Origin of the sequence: Clostridium sp. AUH-JLR23 (assembly GCF_964238065.1) — a bacterium.
Lineage (GTDB): Bacteria > Bacillota_I > Bacilli_A > Erysipelotrichales > Coprobacillaceae > Allocoprobacillus > Allocoprobacillus merdigallinarum.
Genome location: NZ_CAXSKY010000021.1, coordinates 32613 through 46509 on the forward strand (window position 1 = coordinate 32613; position 13897 = coordinate 46509).

At 25.2% G+C, this 13897-nt stretch carries 12 protein-coding genes and 1 pseudogene; all 13 read left to right on the forward strand.

Features of this window, described 5'->3' with window-relative positions; all coding sequences use genetic code 11:
* Window positions 1-906: a glucose-1-phosphate thymidylyltransferase RfbA gene (rfbA, locus tag ACESR5_RS10300; RefSeq protein ID WP_373155527.1), complete on the forward strand. Its 906-nt coding sequence runs from the start codon at window positions 1-3 to the stop codon at window positions 904-906.
* The gene (locus ACESR5_RS10305; RefSeq protein WP_373155531.1) at window positions 875-2263 is read left to right on the forward strand and encodes an NDP-hexose 2,3-dehydratase family protein; all 1389 of its coding nucleotides are present in this window, start codon (window positions 875-877) and stop codon (window positions 2261-2263) included. Before rfbA ends, ACESR5_RS10305 begins: the two co-directional genes overlap by 32 nt.
* A complete protein-coding gene (locus ACESR5_RS10310) occupies window positions 2263-3234 on the forward strand; it encodes a Gfo/Idh/MocA family protein (RefSeq protein WP_373155534.1) in 972 nt (323 codons plus the stop codon). The genes ACESR5_RS10305 and ACESR5_RS10310 overlap by 1 nt, the downstream gene beginning before the upstream one ends.
* Window positions 3227-4351, forward strand: a complete 1125-nt coding sequence (rffA, locus tag ACESR5_RS10315; RefSeq protein WP_373155537.1) for a dTDP-4-amino-4,6-dideoxygalactose transaminase — start codon at window positions 3227-3229, stop codon at window positions 4349-4351. The genes ACESR5_RS10310 and rffA overlap by 8 nt, the downstream gene beginning before the upstream one ends.
* 1 nt (window position 4352) lies before the next feature.
* On the forward strand, window positions 4353-5522 hold the full coding sequence (locus ACESR5_RS10320) for an acetyl-CoA carboxylase biotin carboxylase subunit family protein (protein WP_373155540.1): 1170 nt from the start codon (window positions 4353-4355) through the stop codon (window positions 5520-5522).
* Window positions 5523-5527: 5 nt separating this feature from the next.
* Window positions 5528-6733, forward strand: coding sequence for a lipopolysaccharide biosynthesis protein (locus tag ACESR5_RS10325; RefSeq protein ID WP_373155543.1), 1206 nt, complete (start codon window positions 5528-5530; stop codon window positions 6731-6733).
* A gap of 122 nt (window positions 6734-6855) precedes the next feature.
* Window positions 6856-7539, forward strand: coding sequence for an acetyltransferase (locus tag ACESR5_RS10330; protein ID WP_373155547.1), 684 nt, complete (start codon window positions 6856-6858; stop codon window positions 7537-7539).
* Window positions 7536-8750: an ATP-grasp domain-containing protein gene (locus ACESR5_RS10335; RefSeq protein WP_373155550.1), complete on the forward strand. Its 1215-nt coding sequence runs from the start codon at window positions 7536-7538 to the stop codon at window positions 8748-8750. Before ACESR5_RS10330 ends, ACESR5_RS10335 begins: the two co-directional genes overlap by 4 nt.
* A gap of 15 nt (window positions 8751-8765) precedes the next feature.
* Window positions 8766-9407, forward strand: a complete 642-nt coding sequence (locus tag ACESR5_RS10340) for a hypothetical protein (protein ID WP_373155553.1) — start codon at window positions 8766-8768, stop codon at window positions 9405-9407.
* A 22-nt stretch (window positions 9408-9429) separates the two neighbouring features.
* Window positions 9430-10350 carry a glycosyltransferase gene (locus tag ACESR5_RS10345; RefSeq protein ID WP_373155556.1) on the forward strand — a complete coding sequence of 307 codons (921 nt, stop codon included), beginning with the start codon at window positions 9430-9432 and terminating at the stop codon, window positions 10348-10350.
* Window positions 10351-10369: 19 nt separating this feature from the next.
* Window positions 10370-12238, forward strand: coding sequence for a hypothetical protein (locus ACESR5_RS10350; RefSeq protein WP_373155558.1), 1869 nt, complete (start codon window positions 10370-10372; stop codon window positions 12236-12238).
* Between the two features lie 113 nt (window positions 12239-12351).
* Entirely contained in the window at window positions 12352-13491 is a 1140-nt protein-coding gene (locus ACESR5_RS10355; protein WP_373155561.1) for a pyridoxal phosphate-dependent aminotransferase, read from the forward strand.
* 56 nt (window positions 13492-13547) lie between these two features.
* Window positions 13548-13897 (forward strand): annotated as a pseudogene (locus ACESR5_RS10360) (hypothetical protein); the annotation flags it as partial.

The window sequence follows — 13897 nt, forward strand, 5'->3', positions numbered from 1 at the left end:
ATGAAGGGAATCATTTTAGCCGGAGGATCAGGGACAAGATTATATCCTCTCACAAAATCAGTGTCAAAGCAAATTTTACCTGTATATGATAAACCAATGATTTATTATCCATTATCAACTTTAATGTTAGCAGGTATTAAAGAAATTCTTATTATCTCTACTCCTAGAGATGTTGTTGTATTTGAAGAATTATTAGGAGATGGAAGTCAATTAGGTATATATATTGAATATGCAATTCAAGATAAACCAAATGGTTTAGCTGAAGCTTTTATTATTGGTGAAGAATTCATAGAAGATGATAGTGTATGTTTAATATTGGGAGATAATATCTTTTATGGAACCAATTTTACAGAAACTTTACAAAAAGCAAGTCATATTAAAAATGGAGCTTTGATATTTGGATATTATGTTAATGATCCAAGAGAATATGGAGTTGTTTCTTTTGATATAAACAAAGATGTTATTTCTATTGAGGAAAAACCACAGAATCCTAAATCAAATTATGCAGTTCCAGGCTTATATTTTTATGACAATGATGTTGTTGAAATTGCTAAAACAATCAAGCCATCTGATAGAGGGGAATTAGAAATTACTTCTGTTAATAATGAATATCTTAAAAGAAAACAATTAAAAGTTGAACTTTTAAGTAGAGGGACAGCGTGGCTGGATACAGGAAATCATGATAATTTATTAGAAGCTTCACAGTATGTAGCGAGTATTCAAAAGCGACAAGGATTATATATTTCATGTATCGAAGAAATTGCATATGTTAAAAGATATATCAATAAAGAACAACTATTAAAATTGGCTGAAGAACAATGTAAAACAGAATATGGGAAATATTTAAGAAGAATTGCAGTTGAGGGAAGTACATATGAAAGAACAGTGGAACAATCTTCTCTTTAATTCATGGATAGATAAAAATGGTAATGTTTCTACTAATCAAGAAATTGATGAATGGATAGCTTTTCTTAATAAGAATATTGAAGTCACTATTACTAAAAACAAATTAGATGATAGCAATTATTGGTTTTATGATCATGATAAAGGAATCATTACAAACAAAAATAATAGTTTTTTTTATATTCAGGGAATTCAGGAATATATTGATGATAAAGTTGTTAGTGAACAACCTATTATTTTTCAAAATGAAATTGGTTTTTTAGGTATTATATGTTCTGTTATAGACAATCAGCTCAATTTTTTAATGCAAGCTAAAATAGAACCAGGAAACATTAATCAGATACAAATTTCACCAACTATTCAAGCTACAAAAAGTAATTTCACACAAAAACACGGTGGAAAAAAAACATTGTATTTAGAATATTTTATAGATGTAGATCCAAAACATATTATTGTAGATCAGATACAATCAGAACAATCTTCTCGTTTTTTTCATAAAAGAAATAGAAACATTGTTATTATGGTTGATAAAGATATAGAGATACATAAAAATTTTAAATGGATGACATTAGGACAAATAAAAAGATTAATGAAATTTGATAACATAGTCAATATGGATACACGTACTGTTATATCTTGTTTACCGATTTTCCCTTTTCAAAATGATAAACAAAGAGAATCTTTATTCAATCAATATAAAAATAAAGAATTTTTGAATTCAGTTTTTGATGATAATTCTAGCAAAATGAGTGAAGCATTTCATAAATTGAATAATATAAAAATGTTTGAAGATAAGAAATATAAATTTATAAAATTAGATGAATTAAAGACATGGAAGTTCACTTCCAATGAAATAAGTAATTCTAATGCAAATTTTAAAGTCATATTTTGTGACATTAAAATCGATGGCCGTGAAGTAACACATTGGACTCAACCTTTATTTGAAGCAACTGGTATAGCTATTTTTGGATTGATAACACGTATTCATAATTCAAAACGTGAATATTTAGTTCATCTAAAAAAAGAAATTGGATGCTTTGATACTGTTGAATTCGGACCATCCATTCAATTTGAAGCAAACGAAATTAATAAAAAAGAGAGAGACATTGTAGAAGATGTCTTTTTTAAGTACTTAAACGAAGAAAAGAATATTGTTTTTGATACTCTTTTATCTGAAGAAGGTGGAAGATTTTATCATGAGCAAAATAGAAACATTATTATCGACATCAAAGAAAATGATATCAATATTACAGATCAGTACATATGGTTAGACTTTCATACGATTAATAAAATGATTCAATTTAATAATGTATGTAATATACAATTAAGAAATTTAATGTCTTTATTGGAGGTAGAATAATGATAAAAATTGGGATACTTGGAGCCGCTGATATCGCATATAGAATGTTTTTGCCAGCTCTTATGGAAAATAAAAATTTTCAATGTGTTGGTTTAGCCGAAGAATATGATCAATCTAAAGTTGAAAAGTTTCAAAATGAATTTCATATAGATATATACGATTGTTTTGATGATTTAATCGACAATCCAGAAATTGAAGTTTTATATATACCTTTACCACCAGCATTACATTATCAATATGCAAAAAAAGCCCTTTTGAAAAATAAACATGTTTTTCTTGAAAAACCACTGACTACAAATTATGAAGATACATTAGAACTCATTAAAATTGCTAATGAAAGAAATCTCGTATTACAAGAAAATTACATGTTCCAATACCATTCTCAACTTTCAGAAATACAGAATGTATTGTTAAATAAAGAATTAGGAGATTTAAGACTCATAAGATCCAACTTCTGTTTTCCAAAACGACAATCGAATGATTTTCGTTATTCTAAAAAGTTAGGCGGTGGTGCCTTGTTGGATGCAGGTGGATATGTAGTCAAATTGGCTACAATATTATTAGGAACAAATCTACATATAGAATGTGCACATCTATATAATTCTATTGAATACGATATTGATTTGTTTGGAGATTTTTCTGCTTCAAATGATAATGTCACTTTTCAAGGAGCTTTTGGAATGGATAATGACTATTCCTGCTCTTTAGAAATTATAGGGTCAAAAGGAAAATTATCAACGAATAGAATTTTCACATCACCACCAGGTAATAAACCAATGCTAACTATAACAAAAAATAATCAAATAGAAGAATTTGTATTGAAAGAAGATAATCATTTTTCTAAATCAATTAATGTATTTTGGAATGCATTAAGAGACGAAAATGAAAGAAAAAAACTATACGATGATTTAAAAATACAAAGTTATTTAGTTAATCAAATAAGAGATTTAGGGGGAAATAAAAATGATTAAGTTTAACAAACCAACCATTACTCAATTAGAAGAAAAATATATTGTTGATGCGTTACATAACAGTATTTTATCAGGTGATGGAAAATATACAAATAGAGTGTACCAACAATTTCAAGAGAGATTTGGAATAAAGAATATGTTGTTAACAACATCAGGAACAACAGCTTTAGAAATGGCATCAATTTTAGCTGATTTACAAGATGGTGATGAAGTCATCGCCCCTTCTTTTACATTCTCATCTACTATTAATGCTTTTTTATTAAGAGGTGCTAAAGCAATCTTTTGTGATATAAGAGAAGATACTTTTAATATAGATGAGAATAAAATAGAATATTTAATTACTGATAAGACAAAAGCAATCTATGTTGTTCACTATGCAGGTATTCCATGTGAAATGGATAAAATCATTGAAATTGCTAATAAATATAATTTATTCATTATTGAAGATGCAGCACAAGCTGTTGGTTCAACTTACAAAGGAAAAGTGGCTGGTACAATGACTGAGTTTGGTTGCTATAGTTTCCATGAAACAAAAAATTATGCAATGGGTGAAGGTGGAGCAATTATCGTTAATGAAGAAAAATACATGGAAAGAGCTGAAATTATTCGTGAAAAAGGAACTAATAGAAGAAATGTTTTAAGAGGTCTTGTTGATAAATATACTTGGCATGATATTGGTTCATCATTTCTTCCATCAGATCTTTTAGCAGCATTATTAAGTGCTCAAATGGATAGATATGATGAGATTATGGAAAAAAGAATGTTAGTATGGAATACATATTATGAAGGATTACAAGATTTAGAAAAAAATAAAAAATTACGTTTGCCTATCATTCCAGAAGGTATACAACATAATGCACATATGTTTAATATTTTATTACCTACTGCAGAAATAAGAGATGATCTAATTAAAAAATTAAAAGAAAAAGACATCGTTGCATATATTTGTTATGTTCCATTACATTCTTCGCCATATGGATTGAAATTAGGATATAAACCAGAGGATTGTCCTATTACGGAAGACATTGCATCACGATTACTTAGATTGCCATTATATGCTGATATGACAAAAGAAGATGCTACGTATGTTGTAAAAGCAATAGAGGGAGTATTGTAAAATGGAAAAACTGGTTATTATTGGTGCAGGAGAATTTCAATTACCTTTGATTCAAAAGGCAAAATCATTAAATTATGAAACACATGTTTTCGCATGGGAAGAAGGTGCAGTTGGAAAAGAAGTTGCGGATTATTTTTATCCAATTAGTATAACAGAAAAACAAGAAATACTTGATATATGTAAAAAAATTCAACCTAAGGGTGTAGTATCGATAGGTTCAGATTTAGCAGTTTTAACCGTGAATTATATTGCAAGAAATCTTGGTTTAGTATGTAATCCTAAAGAATCAGATTTAATTACAACAAATAAATATTTGATGCGAGATGCTTTTCAAAATAATAGTATTCCTGTTCCTAAATTTATTAAAACTGATAGATTAATTCAAGAAAATGAGATTGAAGATTTTACTTATCCACTTATTGTAAAACCTACTGATCGTTCTGGTAGTAGAGGCATAAAAAAAGTAAATAGTTTCGAAGATTTAAACTTAGCTATTAGTATAGCAATAAATAATTCTTTTGAGAAATGTGCAATTGTAGAAGAATATATTAATGGGGAAGAATATAGTTGTGAATGTATATCTTTTGAATCTAAACATAATTGTCTAGCGTTTACCAAAAAATATACTACTGGAGCACCACATTTTATAGAAACTGGACATTTAGAACCAGCAGATTTAGATAATGAACAAATAACATATTTTTCAAAAGAAATTTTCAAAGCACTTGATGCATTAAAAATACAATATGGCGCATCTCATTGTGAGTTTAAAATAACTGATGATGGAAAAATAAAAATTATTGAAATAGGAGCCAGAATGGGTGGAGATTGTATTGGTTCACATTTAGTGCAATTATCAACTTCCAATGATTATATAAAAATGGTTATAGATGTAGCCTGTGGAAAAAGAATTGATGAAATAAAAAATTCAATTAAACAAAATGCATTTATAAAATTTATTTTTAATCAAAATGATTTAAATATTTTAGAAAAATTAAAGACGTTATATCCTGAAAAAATAATTTATGTGAGCAATATTGAGAAAATAGATAATACACATAGAATTACGGATAGTTCGTCAAGATTTGGTTTCTATATTGGGGTTTCCTTAGAAAAAGAAATAATAGAAACAATTATTACAAGTAATGATCATAGACAACTAGAGAGTTAGTAATGATGATTTTTCAGAAAAGTAAATTAAAAATAATAAAAGATTTTCTTTATTGTATATTTGCAGTAATTATAATGAATTTAGTTTTGCAGATCATTATATATCCTATAATAAATGCTAAATTAGGTATAAATAAATTTGGAGACTTTTTGTTTATTTTAGGGATAATTAATGTAATTGGACCATCTTTAGGTCTTGCATTAAATAATACTAGATTAATATTAGAATCAAAGAATTATTCTAATAGATCATATTTAAATATATTAAATATATTTTGCTTAGTTTCTTCGATATTTATTTTAGGAGTGGGTATATATAAATCATATACATTTTATAAAATATTTTTAATCATTCTTGTAACAATATTATCTATATATAGAAATTACTTGTGTGTTGAATATAGGATATCTTTAAATTATAAAAAACAATGCATTTTTTATTTAATAATATCTGCAGGTTATCTATTAGGTATAGTTATTTTTTTGTTTACTTTTGAATGGGCATATATAATGATATTAGGAGATTTATTAGGATTTATATATATTAAATATACTGGTAACATTTTAAAAACAAAAAAAGAATGTACCATTATAACGAAAAAGATTTTTAAGACCTCTACAGTTTTATCTGGATCTTATTTTTTAACTAATTCCATGTTAAATTTAGATAGATTTATTTTATCAGCTTTTTTAAATGAAGTTGCAGTCTCAAACTATTATGTTTTATCATTATTTGGAAAAACAATTGCTTTAATAAGTGGTCCATTGCAAAGTGTAATTATGGGATATTTCTCTAAATTAAAAGAATCTATAACAAAAAAATTTTATTTTAAGATTGTTTTCTTTATTGTTTTAATAATGATTTCTTTTTCCATAATATGTAGTGTATTAACACCTATATATATTAAAATTTTCTACTCAAGTATGCCAAAATTCGAGAGTTATTTATATATAATTATAAGCTGTAGTCAAATTTTATATTTTGCAACTAATTTACTTTTAACAATTATATTAAATTTCACTAAAGTGAAATGGCAGCTATATATTCAACTATTATACTCTTTATTATATATTTCCATGGCAATTTGGTTTACCTGTTTGTGGGAATTTGATGGTTACAGTTTTGCAAATTTTATTTGTAATATTATATATTTTTTAATTACTGTGTTGATTGGATATAAATCTTTAGTAAATAAAGATATTAAATATTAGCTTGAAATAAAATACAGTGGTAATTAAATAATTTGAATGTACATATATTCTGTTCAAAATATAAATAAAAGATTAACACTATTAAAAAATTTAATTTAACTCAGTAATAAGAAAGGAGAAAAATGAAGAAAATTATTATTTTTGGTCTGACAGATTTTGAAAAAAGATTAAAGTATTATATTGAAAAATATACAAATGATCAAGTAGTGGCATTCACTGTTAATAAACAATTTATAAAGTTAAAAACTTTTGAAGGAAAGCCGGTAATAGATTTTGAATCAATAGAAAGCTATTACAATATAGAGGAATACGAAATATTGATAGGAATTGGATATAAAGACATGAATTCCTTGAGAAAAAGAATTGTGTTAGAAGCTATAGATAAAGGGTATAAATTATATACTTTTATACATCCAAATTCATTAATTGATGATAGTGTATGTATTGACGAAGGAAATATAATTATGAGTGGTGTTATTATTGATTATAATGTTAAAATTGGGAAATCTAACATTATAGAAATTGGTTGTAATATTGCACATGAAACATTAATAAATGACTATAATTACTTTGCTCCTTCAGTTTCTATAGGTGGAAAAGTAAAAATAAAAAATAATTCTTTTTTTGGATTAAACGCTACTATAAGAAGTGCAATAACTGTTAACAATTATTCTTTAATTGGCGCAGGTTGTTACTTAAATAAAAGTACAAAAGAGTATGGAGTGTATGTTCCAGCAAAAAGTACATTATTAAAAAAAAATAGTACTGAAATAAATATATTATATGAAGAAAGGATATATAAATGAAAAAACTATTAATAATTTGTGGTGGAAAATTTCAAATTCCTATAGTAAAAAAGGCAAAAGAAATGGGGTATTTTGTAATTAATTCAAATCTTTATGAAAATTCCCCTGCTTTTAAATATGCCGATTCTCATTATGTAATTGATGTGTTAAATTGGCAAAAGAATTTAGAAGTTGCAAAAAAGGAACATGTTGATGGAGTCATTTCAGAACAAAGTGAAATATCTGTTAGAACTGTTGCAAAAGTATCAGAAGCTTTAAATTTAAAATCTATTTCAACAGAGTTGTCCAAGTTATATACTAATAAATATTTAATGAGGGAGTTTTGTAGACAAAACAACTTTTTTTATCCAAAGTATTTAAAAACAACAGATAAGAAAAAAGCTTGTGATTTTGTAAAAAGAATTAATAAAAAAACCATTATGAAACCGTTAGATGCAATGAGTAGCAGAGGGATTTATATAATAAATACAGTAGATGATGTTATTTCTAACTTTGAAAATTGTTGTAAAAATTCAAGTGATAAAAAAAGTGTTATTATCGAAGAATATATAGATGGGCCAGAATTTACAGTAGATGGAATTACTATTAATGGAAAACATTATTGCTTAGCAATATCTGAAAAACAACATTTTAAACATAATCCATCAATTGCAAATAGGTTATTTTTTAGTTATAGCAATGAAAAATATAATTATGATGAATTAAGAAAAGTTTGTAATAGTATAATTGAATCAAGTCAATTAAAATTTGGTTTAACACATTCTGAATTTAAATTTTACAACAATAAATTTTATTTAATAGAGATGGCGGCTCGTGGAGGTGGTGGAAATATAGCCACAGATATAGTACCTTTTATATCAGGTATAGATAATTATAAATACTATATTTCTTCAGCAGCAAACGATTTGATAAATTTTGATGAAATGGATTTTCTTAATACAATAAAATGTAGTAAAAATAAAATAGCAGTATTAGGATTTTTAGATTTTGATTCAAAAGGATTGCCAATAAAAGAAATAGTAGGCTTAGACTTTGTTAAAAAGATAGAAGGTCTTCATAAATTACAAATTAATTTTGAAATCGGCGATATAATTAAACATGCAGAAGATGATAGCAGTCGTTCAGTATCATATATCTTGCTTTCTGATTCTAAAGAAAAACTTTTGAGAAATGAAAAACTAATTATAGATAGTTTAAAAATAAGATTTTAAAAAGGAGAAATTAATATGACATGGGATTCTAAAATAATAAATTACATAAAAAAGAATAGAGTATCTACAACAGAAGTTGCAGATTGCTTAGGAAAAAAAGGAGCTTTAAAAGGAGTAAAAGCTTTAAATAAAGGTCACTTTAAAGTTGGCAAAATAAAATGGGTTTATGCTTACAATAACTCAAATTGGAGTGTTCATGAACAGGTTAGAGATACAAAAGAGGGAGATATTGTTTTTATTGAAGCATTTAATTGTGAAGACAGAGCAATTATTGGAGAATTAGTTACAAAATATATAATTTTATATTGTTCAGCAGAAGCAATAATTTGTAATACAAATTTCAGAGATGCAAACGATTTACTGAAAGAAAACTACCCAATTTGGGGGACTGGTTTTAATCCAGAGGGATGTTTTAATGTAAAAAATAATGAGGATTTAGATGAACAATTATTAAGAAATCATATATCTTTGTATGATGGAGCAATTGCTGTGTGTGATGATACAGGTGTAGTAATAATTCCAAAAGAAAATTTTAATGAAAAATTTTATAATAAATTAGTTGATATAGAAAAACAAGAAGATATTTGGTTTGATTGTTTAGATCATAAAAAATGGAATACATATGATATTGTTTGTTTAAAAAAATACAACAAATGACATAGTATAGGAGGTAAATAGGATGCTATCAATTGTAATTCCTTGTTATAATTCTGAACTTACATTAAAGTATGTTGTTCAAAATATTTTAGATTTTTTCAAATTAAAGAAAAATTTTGAATTTGAAATAATCTTAGTTAATGATTGCTCAAAGGATAATACTTTAAATATAATTAATGAATTATGCAAAATACATAAAAATATTATTGGTTTAGATTTGGCTAGGAATTTCGGTCAAGCTAATGCATTATTAGCTGGTTTTTCTGTTGCCAACGGTGATTACATAGGAACTTTTGAAGATGACGGGCAATCCAAGATAGAAGATGTATGGCGATTTTATGAAGAAATACAATACGGTTATGATATTGTTTGTGCAAAAAATGTATGTAAAATGAAAAGATCATTTTTAAGAAAATATGGAGCGATTATTAATAGAAAAATGCTTGTTTATTTTTTAGATATGCCACAAAATATTTCACCATCTATATCTTTTGTTGCAAAAAAAGAAATAATAAATGAAATGTTGAAGTTTGATAATCCATATGTATATATACCAGGATTAATATTAAGAACTACTAAATATATAGGAAATGTTGAAGTGCAACGTAATGATAGAATAACAGGAAATAGTGGTTATACATTCAAAAAATTATTTTTATTATTTTTCAATGGTTTAACAGCATTTTCTATAAAGCCTTTAAGATTAGCTTCGATTTCGGGAATTATTTTTAGCTTTATTGGTTTTTTATTGATGTTATATATAATTATTAAAAAAATGATTTTTGATAATATACTAATAGGATATACATCTATTTTATCTAGTATTTTACTTATAGGTGGACTAATTTTACTGGTTTTAGGAATTATTGGGGAATATATAGGTAGAATATATATGTGTATAAATCATAATCCTCAATTTATAATACGAAAAAAGATAAATTAAAATAAATGGAGATATCGAAATGATAACAATAAAAAAAGAGAAATTTATAAAAGTTATATGTTTAGCAATTATTATTTTATATCCTTTAATAAATTCTTTTCTTGGCATAGAAATGGGAGATTCAGGATTGCACTATTTTACTTTTACACATTTATTTTCTAATCCTGAATTAATAGGATATTCTTCTTTCTTTACATCGCTAATTGGCTGGATTTGGTATCAAATTTTTGGTTTTTTAGAATTGTGGGGATTTAATTTATTAGAAGTATTTCTTGAATGGAGCATGGCTTATATTACTTATAAATTTTTAAAAAATTATTTAGATGAAATTATTTGCTTAATAGGAATATCAATAGCAATAATAGCTACTGGGTGTTATTTAAATATATTTAATTATCATCAGTTTTCTGTTTTTTTAATTGAAATAGCTTTAATTTTAGTTTACAAGCATTTAATCGATAAAAAAAATGATTGTATAACTTTTTGTATAGGGATAATAATAGGTTTAGCAATTTTGGCAAGAACATCAAGTATAAGTTTATTAATATTTATATTAGGATTATATTTTATGTGGTATTTATTTGATGATTGCTCTATAAAATTTCTTCTTGTTTCATATACTGGAATTATTCTTGGAGCTATTATCTCTATAACAGTATTAATTATGATTTTATATTTTTCCAATGACTTATCTTTTTTTATAGATAATATGTTTAAATTGAAAAATATGACAAGCGATGCAACCAATGTCTATTCTACATCTAATATCATAAAAAATTTTATATTTGGAAATTTAAAAACTATTCTTTCCGGAATAATTCTTTTCTTTGCTTCAATATTATTTAGCCTAACTACTGTATATTTTAAAACTACTTCAAGATCTATAAAATACAAAGTTTTCAAATTATGTATTTTTATTATTATGTCTTTTATTTCAATTTATTTTGCTTACATATCTTATAATATTAATCCTGTAGGAAATTCTCCTCAGTTTACTACAGGGCCAAATTTTTTTAGTGGAATTTTTTATTTCATTATGTTAATATCATTTTGCTATACTTTGTATTTTAAGAAGAGCAAAAAATTATTAATGCTATATGTAATAGCTACTGCATTACCATTATTAACAGTAGCTGGATCAAACACTGTAACAAAACATATAATTATATCAATGTGGCTCATTGCACCTCTATCTCTTAATTCGATAGTCCAATTATACAAAAGCAGTTTAGATAAGCCTAAAATAATGCAAAAGAACACTTATATAAATAACAATTTTTCAACTTTCATAAAAATTGCCATCTGTTTTTGTGTTGTATGTAGTTCTTTAAAATTTGCAGATTTAGTATATAGGACCAATAATTTTGATTCACTAAATAAATTTGAACAAAGATATTCTATCAATAGCAACAATGTTAAATTTTTAAAAACAACTGAGCGACAATCCAGTGCAGTTAATGAGGTAATTACGTGTGTTAATAAATTTGATTCAGATGATAAATTAATTGTTTTTGGCCAAGGAATTTTATTATATAGTATATTGGATAAAGAACCTTATATTAAACCTTGGATTACTGGAGATAGCTATAGTGTAGAAATGTTTAAGAAAGATTTAGAAATAGCACAACAAAATAATAGTAAAAATCCTATAATCATCTTTTGCAGAACAAATCAATATTTTGGCTATCAATCAGAAAACTATGATTATCTAATATCTCTGGAAAAACAAACTAATATCTCAAAAAAAGAAGTCTTATTAGAGTTTCTAAAAAATCATAATTACAAAATGAATTTACTTAATGATTATTATATAGTTCTATCTACGAATGAATTAGATATTAATTATAGTTATGAGGATTATTATCACTATTTTATTAATGTAAATTGATTTTAGGATAAAATAATTGTTATTTTTAATTTTAATATTGTAACTGATTTAAAAAATTAAAGAAAGGACAAATATTGGTTTAAAATCATTAAACAAAATATTTCAATAGAAAAATGAATAAACAACTTGATAAAATTAAGATGTCTTCTTCAATTGCTGTTAAAGAAAAATATAGCAAACATCAAAAGAAAGATAAAACACTAATTGACCTTACTCTAGGTGAACCTTTTTTTTCTACAAGCGAGAGAATAATTAACCGATGTATTGAAGAATTAAAAAAGGGTAATACACATTATAGTACAGGAAAAGGAGATTTAGAACTTAGAAAACAAATACTTTGTAAAAATAATTTAAGTGTATTAAATGAAAACAATATACTAATAACATTAGGAGCAAAATATGGTATCTATTTAGCTTTACAATCTATTTTGAATCCAGATGATACTGTTATGATTTTTAATCCTTCTTGGGTATCATACAAGCCAATGATTAAATTGAATTATGGAAATATTATTGAAATAAATTTGCTAGATAGTAATAATTATGAAATTACATTGGAAATACTTGAAAATCATTATGATACTAATTTAAAAGCAATTATAATCAATAACCCTAACAACCCTACTGGAAAAATTTTGTCAAGAAATGAAATGGAAAATATAGTTTCTTTTGCAAAAAAATATAAATTATTTATTATCGCTGATGAAGTTTATAATGAAATTATTTATGATCATAATTATATTAGTTTTCTAGAATATTTTAATTTTTATGACCATATTATTATTATAAACAGCTTCTCTAAATGTTATGCAATGACAGGGTGGCGAATAGGTTATATTATTTCAAATTATGAAATAATATCTAAGTGTGAAATTATTCAATCTCATTCTATAACAGGAGTCTCACCATTTATTCAAAAAGCTGCTTTAGAATCTCTAAAGAATGATAAAGAAATTTTTCAAATGAATAATTATTATTATCACAATTTGCGAGATCTTGTTCCAGCAATTAATTCAATTCCAACTCTACATTGTAGCTTTCCTATGGGTGGATTTTATCTTTGGGTTAAATGTAGTAATAAAAATATAAATTTATTTGAATATTTTTTAAATAATTTTTCAATTTTAGGAATACCAGGGATTAATTATGGAGATAAGTATAGTAATTATATTAGATTATCTGCATCAGTATCGCCATCACAAAAAGAAAAAGCTATTATGCATATCAATGAATATTTAAAAAATAATAGATAAAATTGTATATTAATACTAATAATACTTAAATATTAATGATTGGAGGGATATATGTAATGATGAAAAAAATAGTATTTTTTTTATTTTTAATTTGTTTTTTCTCATATCTAGATATGTCAAATGTTTATGCAAATGATATCCAAGAAGGCTATTGGGCATGGACAGACACTGGATGGAAATATTATGATAAAAATGGTAATACTTTAAAAGGATGGCAATATCTTAATGGTTATACTTATTTATTTAACGATGATGGTGGTTATACAATTGGTTGGTACTATAATGATGAAGGATATCATTATTTTAATGAAGAAGGTCATATGCTGATTGGTTGGCAGACAGTAAATGGAAAAAGATATTACTTCAACAGTCGTGGTATTATCACAAAAGGCTGGCTAACACAAAA

What these genes read in the sequence shown, in the direction of transcription:
- ACESR5_RS10310 (WP_373155534.1), top strand. Translation starts at nt 2,263, where the DNA reads ATGATAAAAATTGGGATACTTGGAGCCGCTGATATCGCATATAGAATG.
- ACESR5_RS10305 (WP_373155531.1), top strand. Translation starts at nt 875, where the DNA reads ATGAAAGAACAGTGGAACAATCTTCTCTTTAATTCATGGATAGATAAA.
- ACESR5_RS10320 (WP_373155540.1), top strand. Translation starts at nt 4,353, where the DNA reads ATGGAAAAACTGGTTATTATTGGTGCAGGAGAATTTCAATTACCTTTG.
- rfbA (WP_373155527.1), top strand. Translation starts at nt 1, where the DNA reads ATGAAGGGAATCATTTTAGCCGGAGGATCAGGGACAAGATTATATCCT.
- rffA (WP_373155537.1), top strand. Translation starts at nt 3,227, where the DNA reads ATGATTAAGTTTAACAAACCAACCATTACTCAATTAGAAGAAAAATAT.
- ACESR5_RS10345 (WP_373155556.1), top strand. Translation starts at nt 9,430, where the DNA reads ATGCTATCAATTGTAATTCCTTGTTATAATTCTGAACTTACATTAAAG.
- ACESR5_RS10355 (WP_373155561.1), top strand. Translation starts at nt 12,352, where the DNA reads ATGAATAAACAACTTGATAAAATTAAGATGTCTTCTTCAATTGCTGTT.
- ACESR5_RS10340 (WP_373155553.1), top strand. Translation starts at nt 8,766, where the DNA reads ATGACATGGGATTCTAAAATAATAAATTACATAAAAAAGAATAGAGTA.
- ACESR5_RS10335 (WP_373155550.1), top strand. Translation starts at nt 7,536, where the DNA reads ATGAAAAAACTATTAATAATTTGTGGTGGAAAATTTCAAATTCCTATA.
- ACESR5_RS10325 (WP_373155543.1), top strand. Translation starts at nt 5,528, where the DNA reads ATGATTTTTCAGAAAAGTAAATTAAAAATAATAAAAGATTTTCTTTAT.
- ACESR5_RS10350 (WP_373155558.1), top strand. Translation starts at nt 10,370, where the DNA reads ATGATAACAATAAAAAAAGAGAAATTTATAAAAGTTATATGTTTAGCA.
- ACESR5_RS10330 (WP_373155547.1), top strand. Translation starts at nt 6,856, where the DNA reads ATGAAGAAAATTATTATTTTTGGTCTGACAGATTTTGAAAAAAGATTA.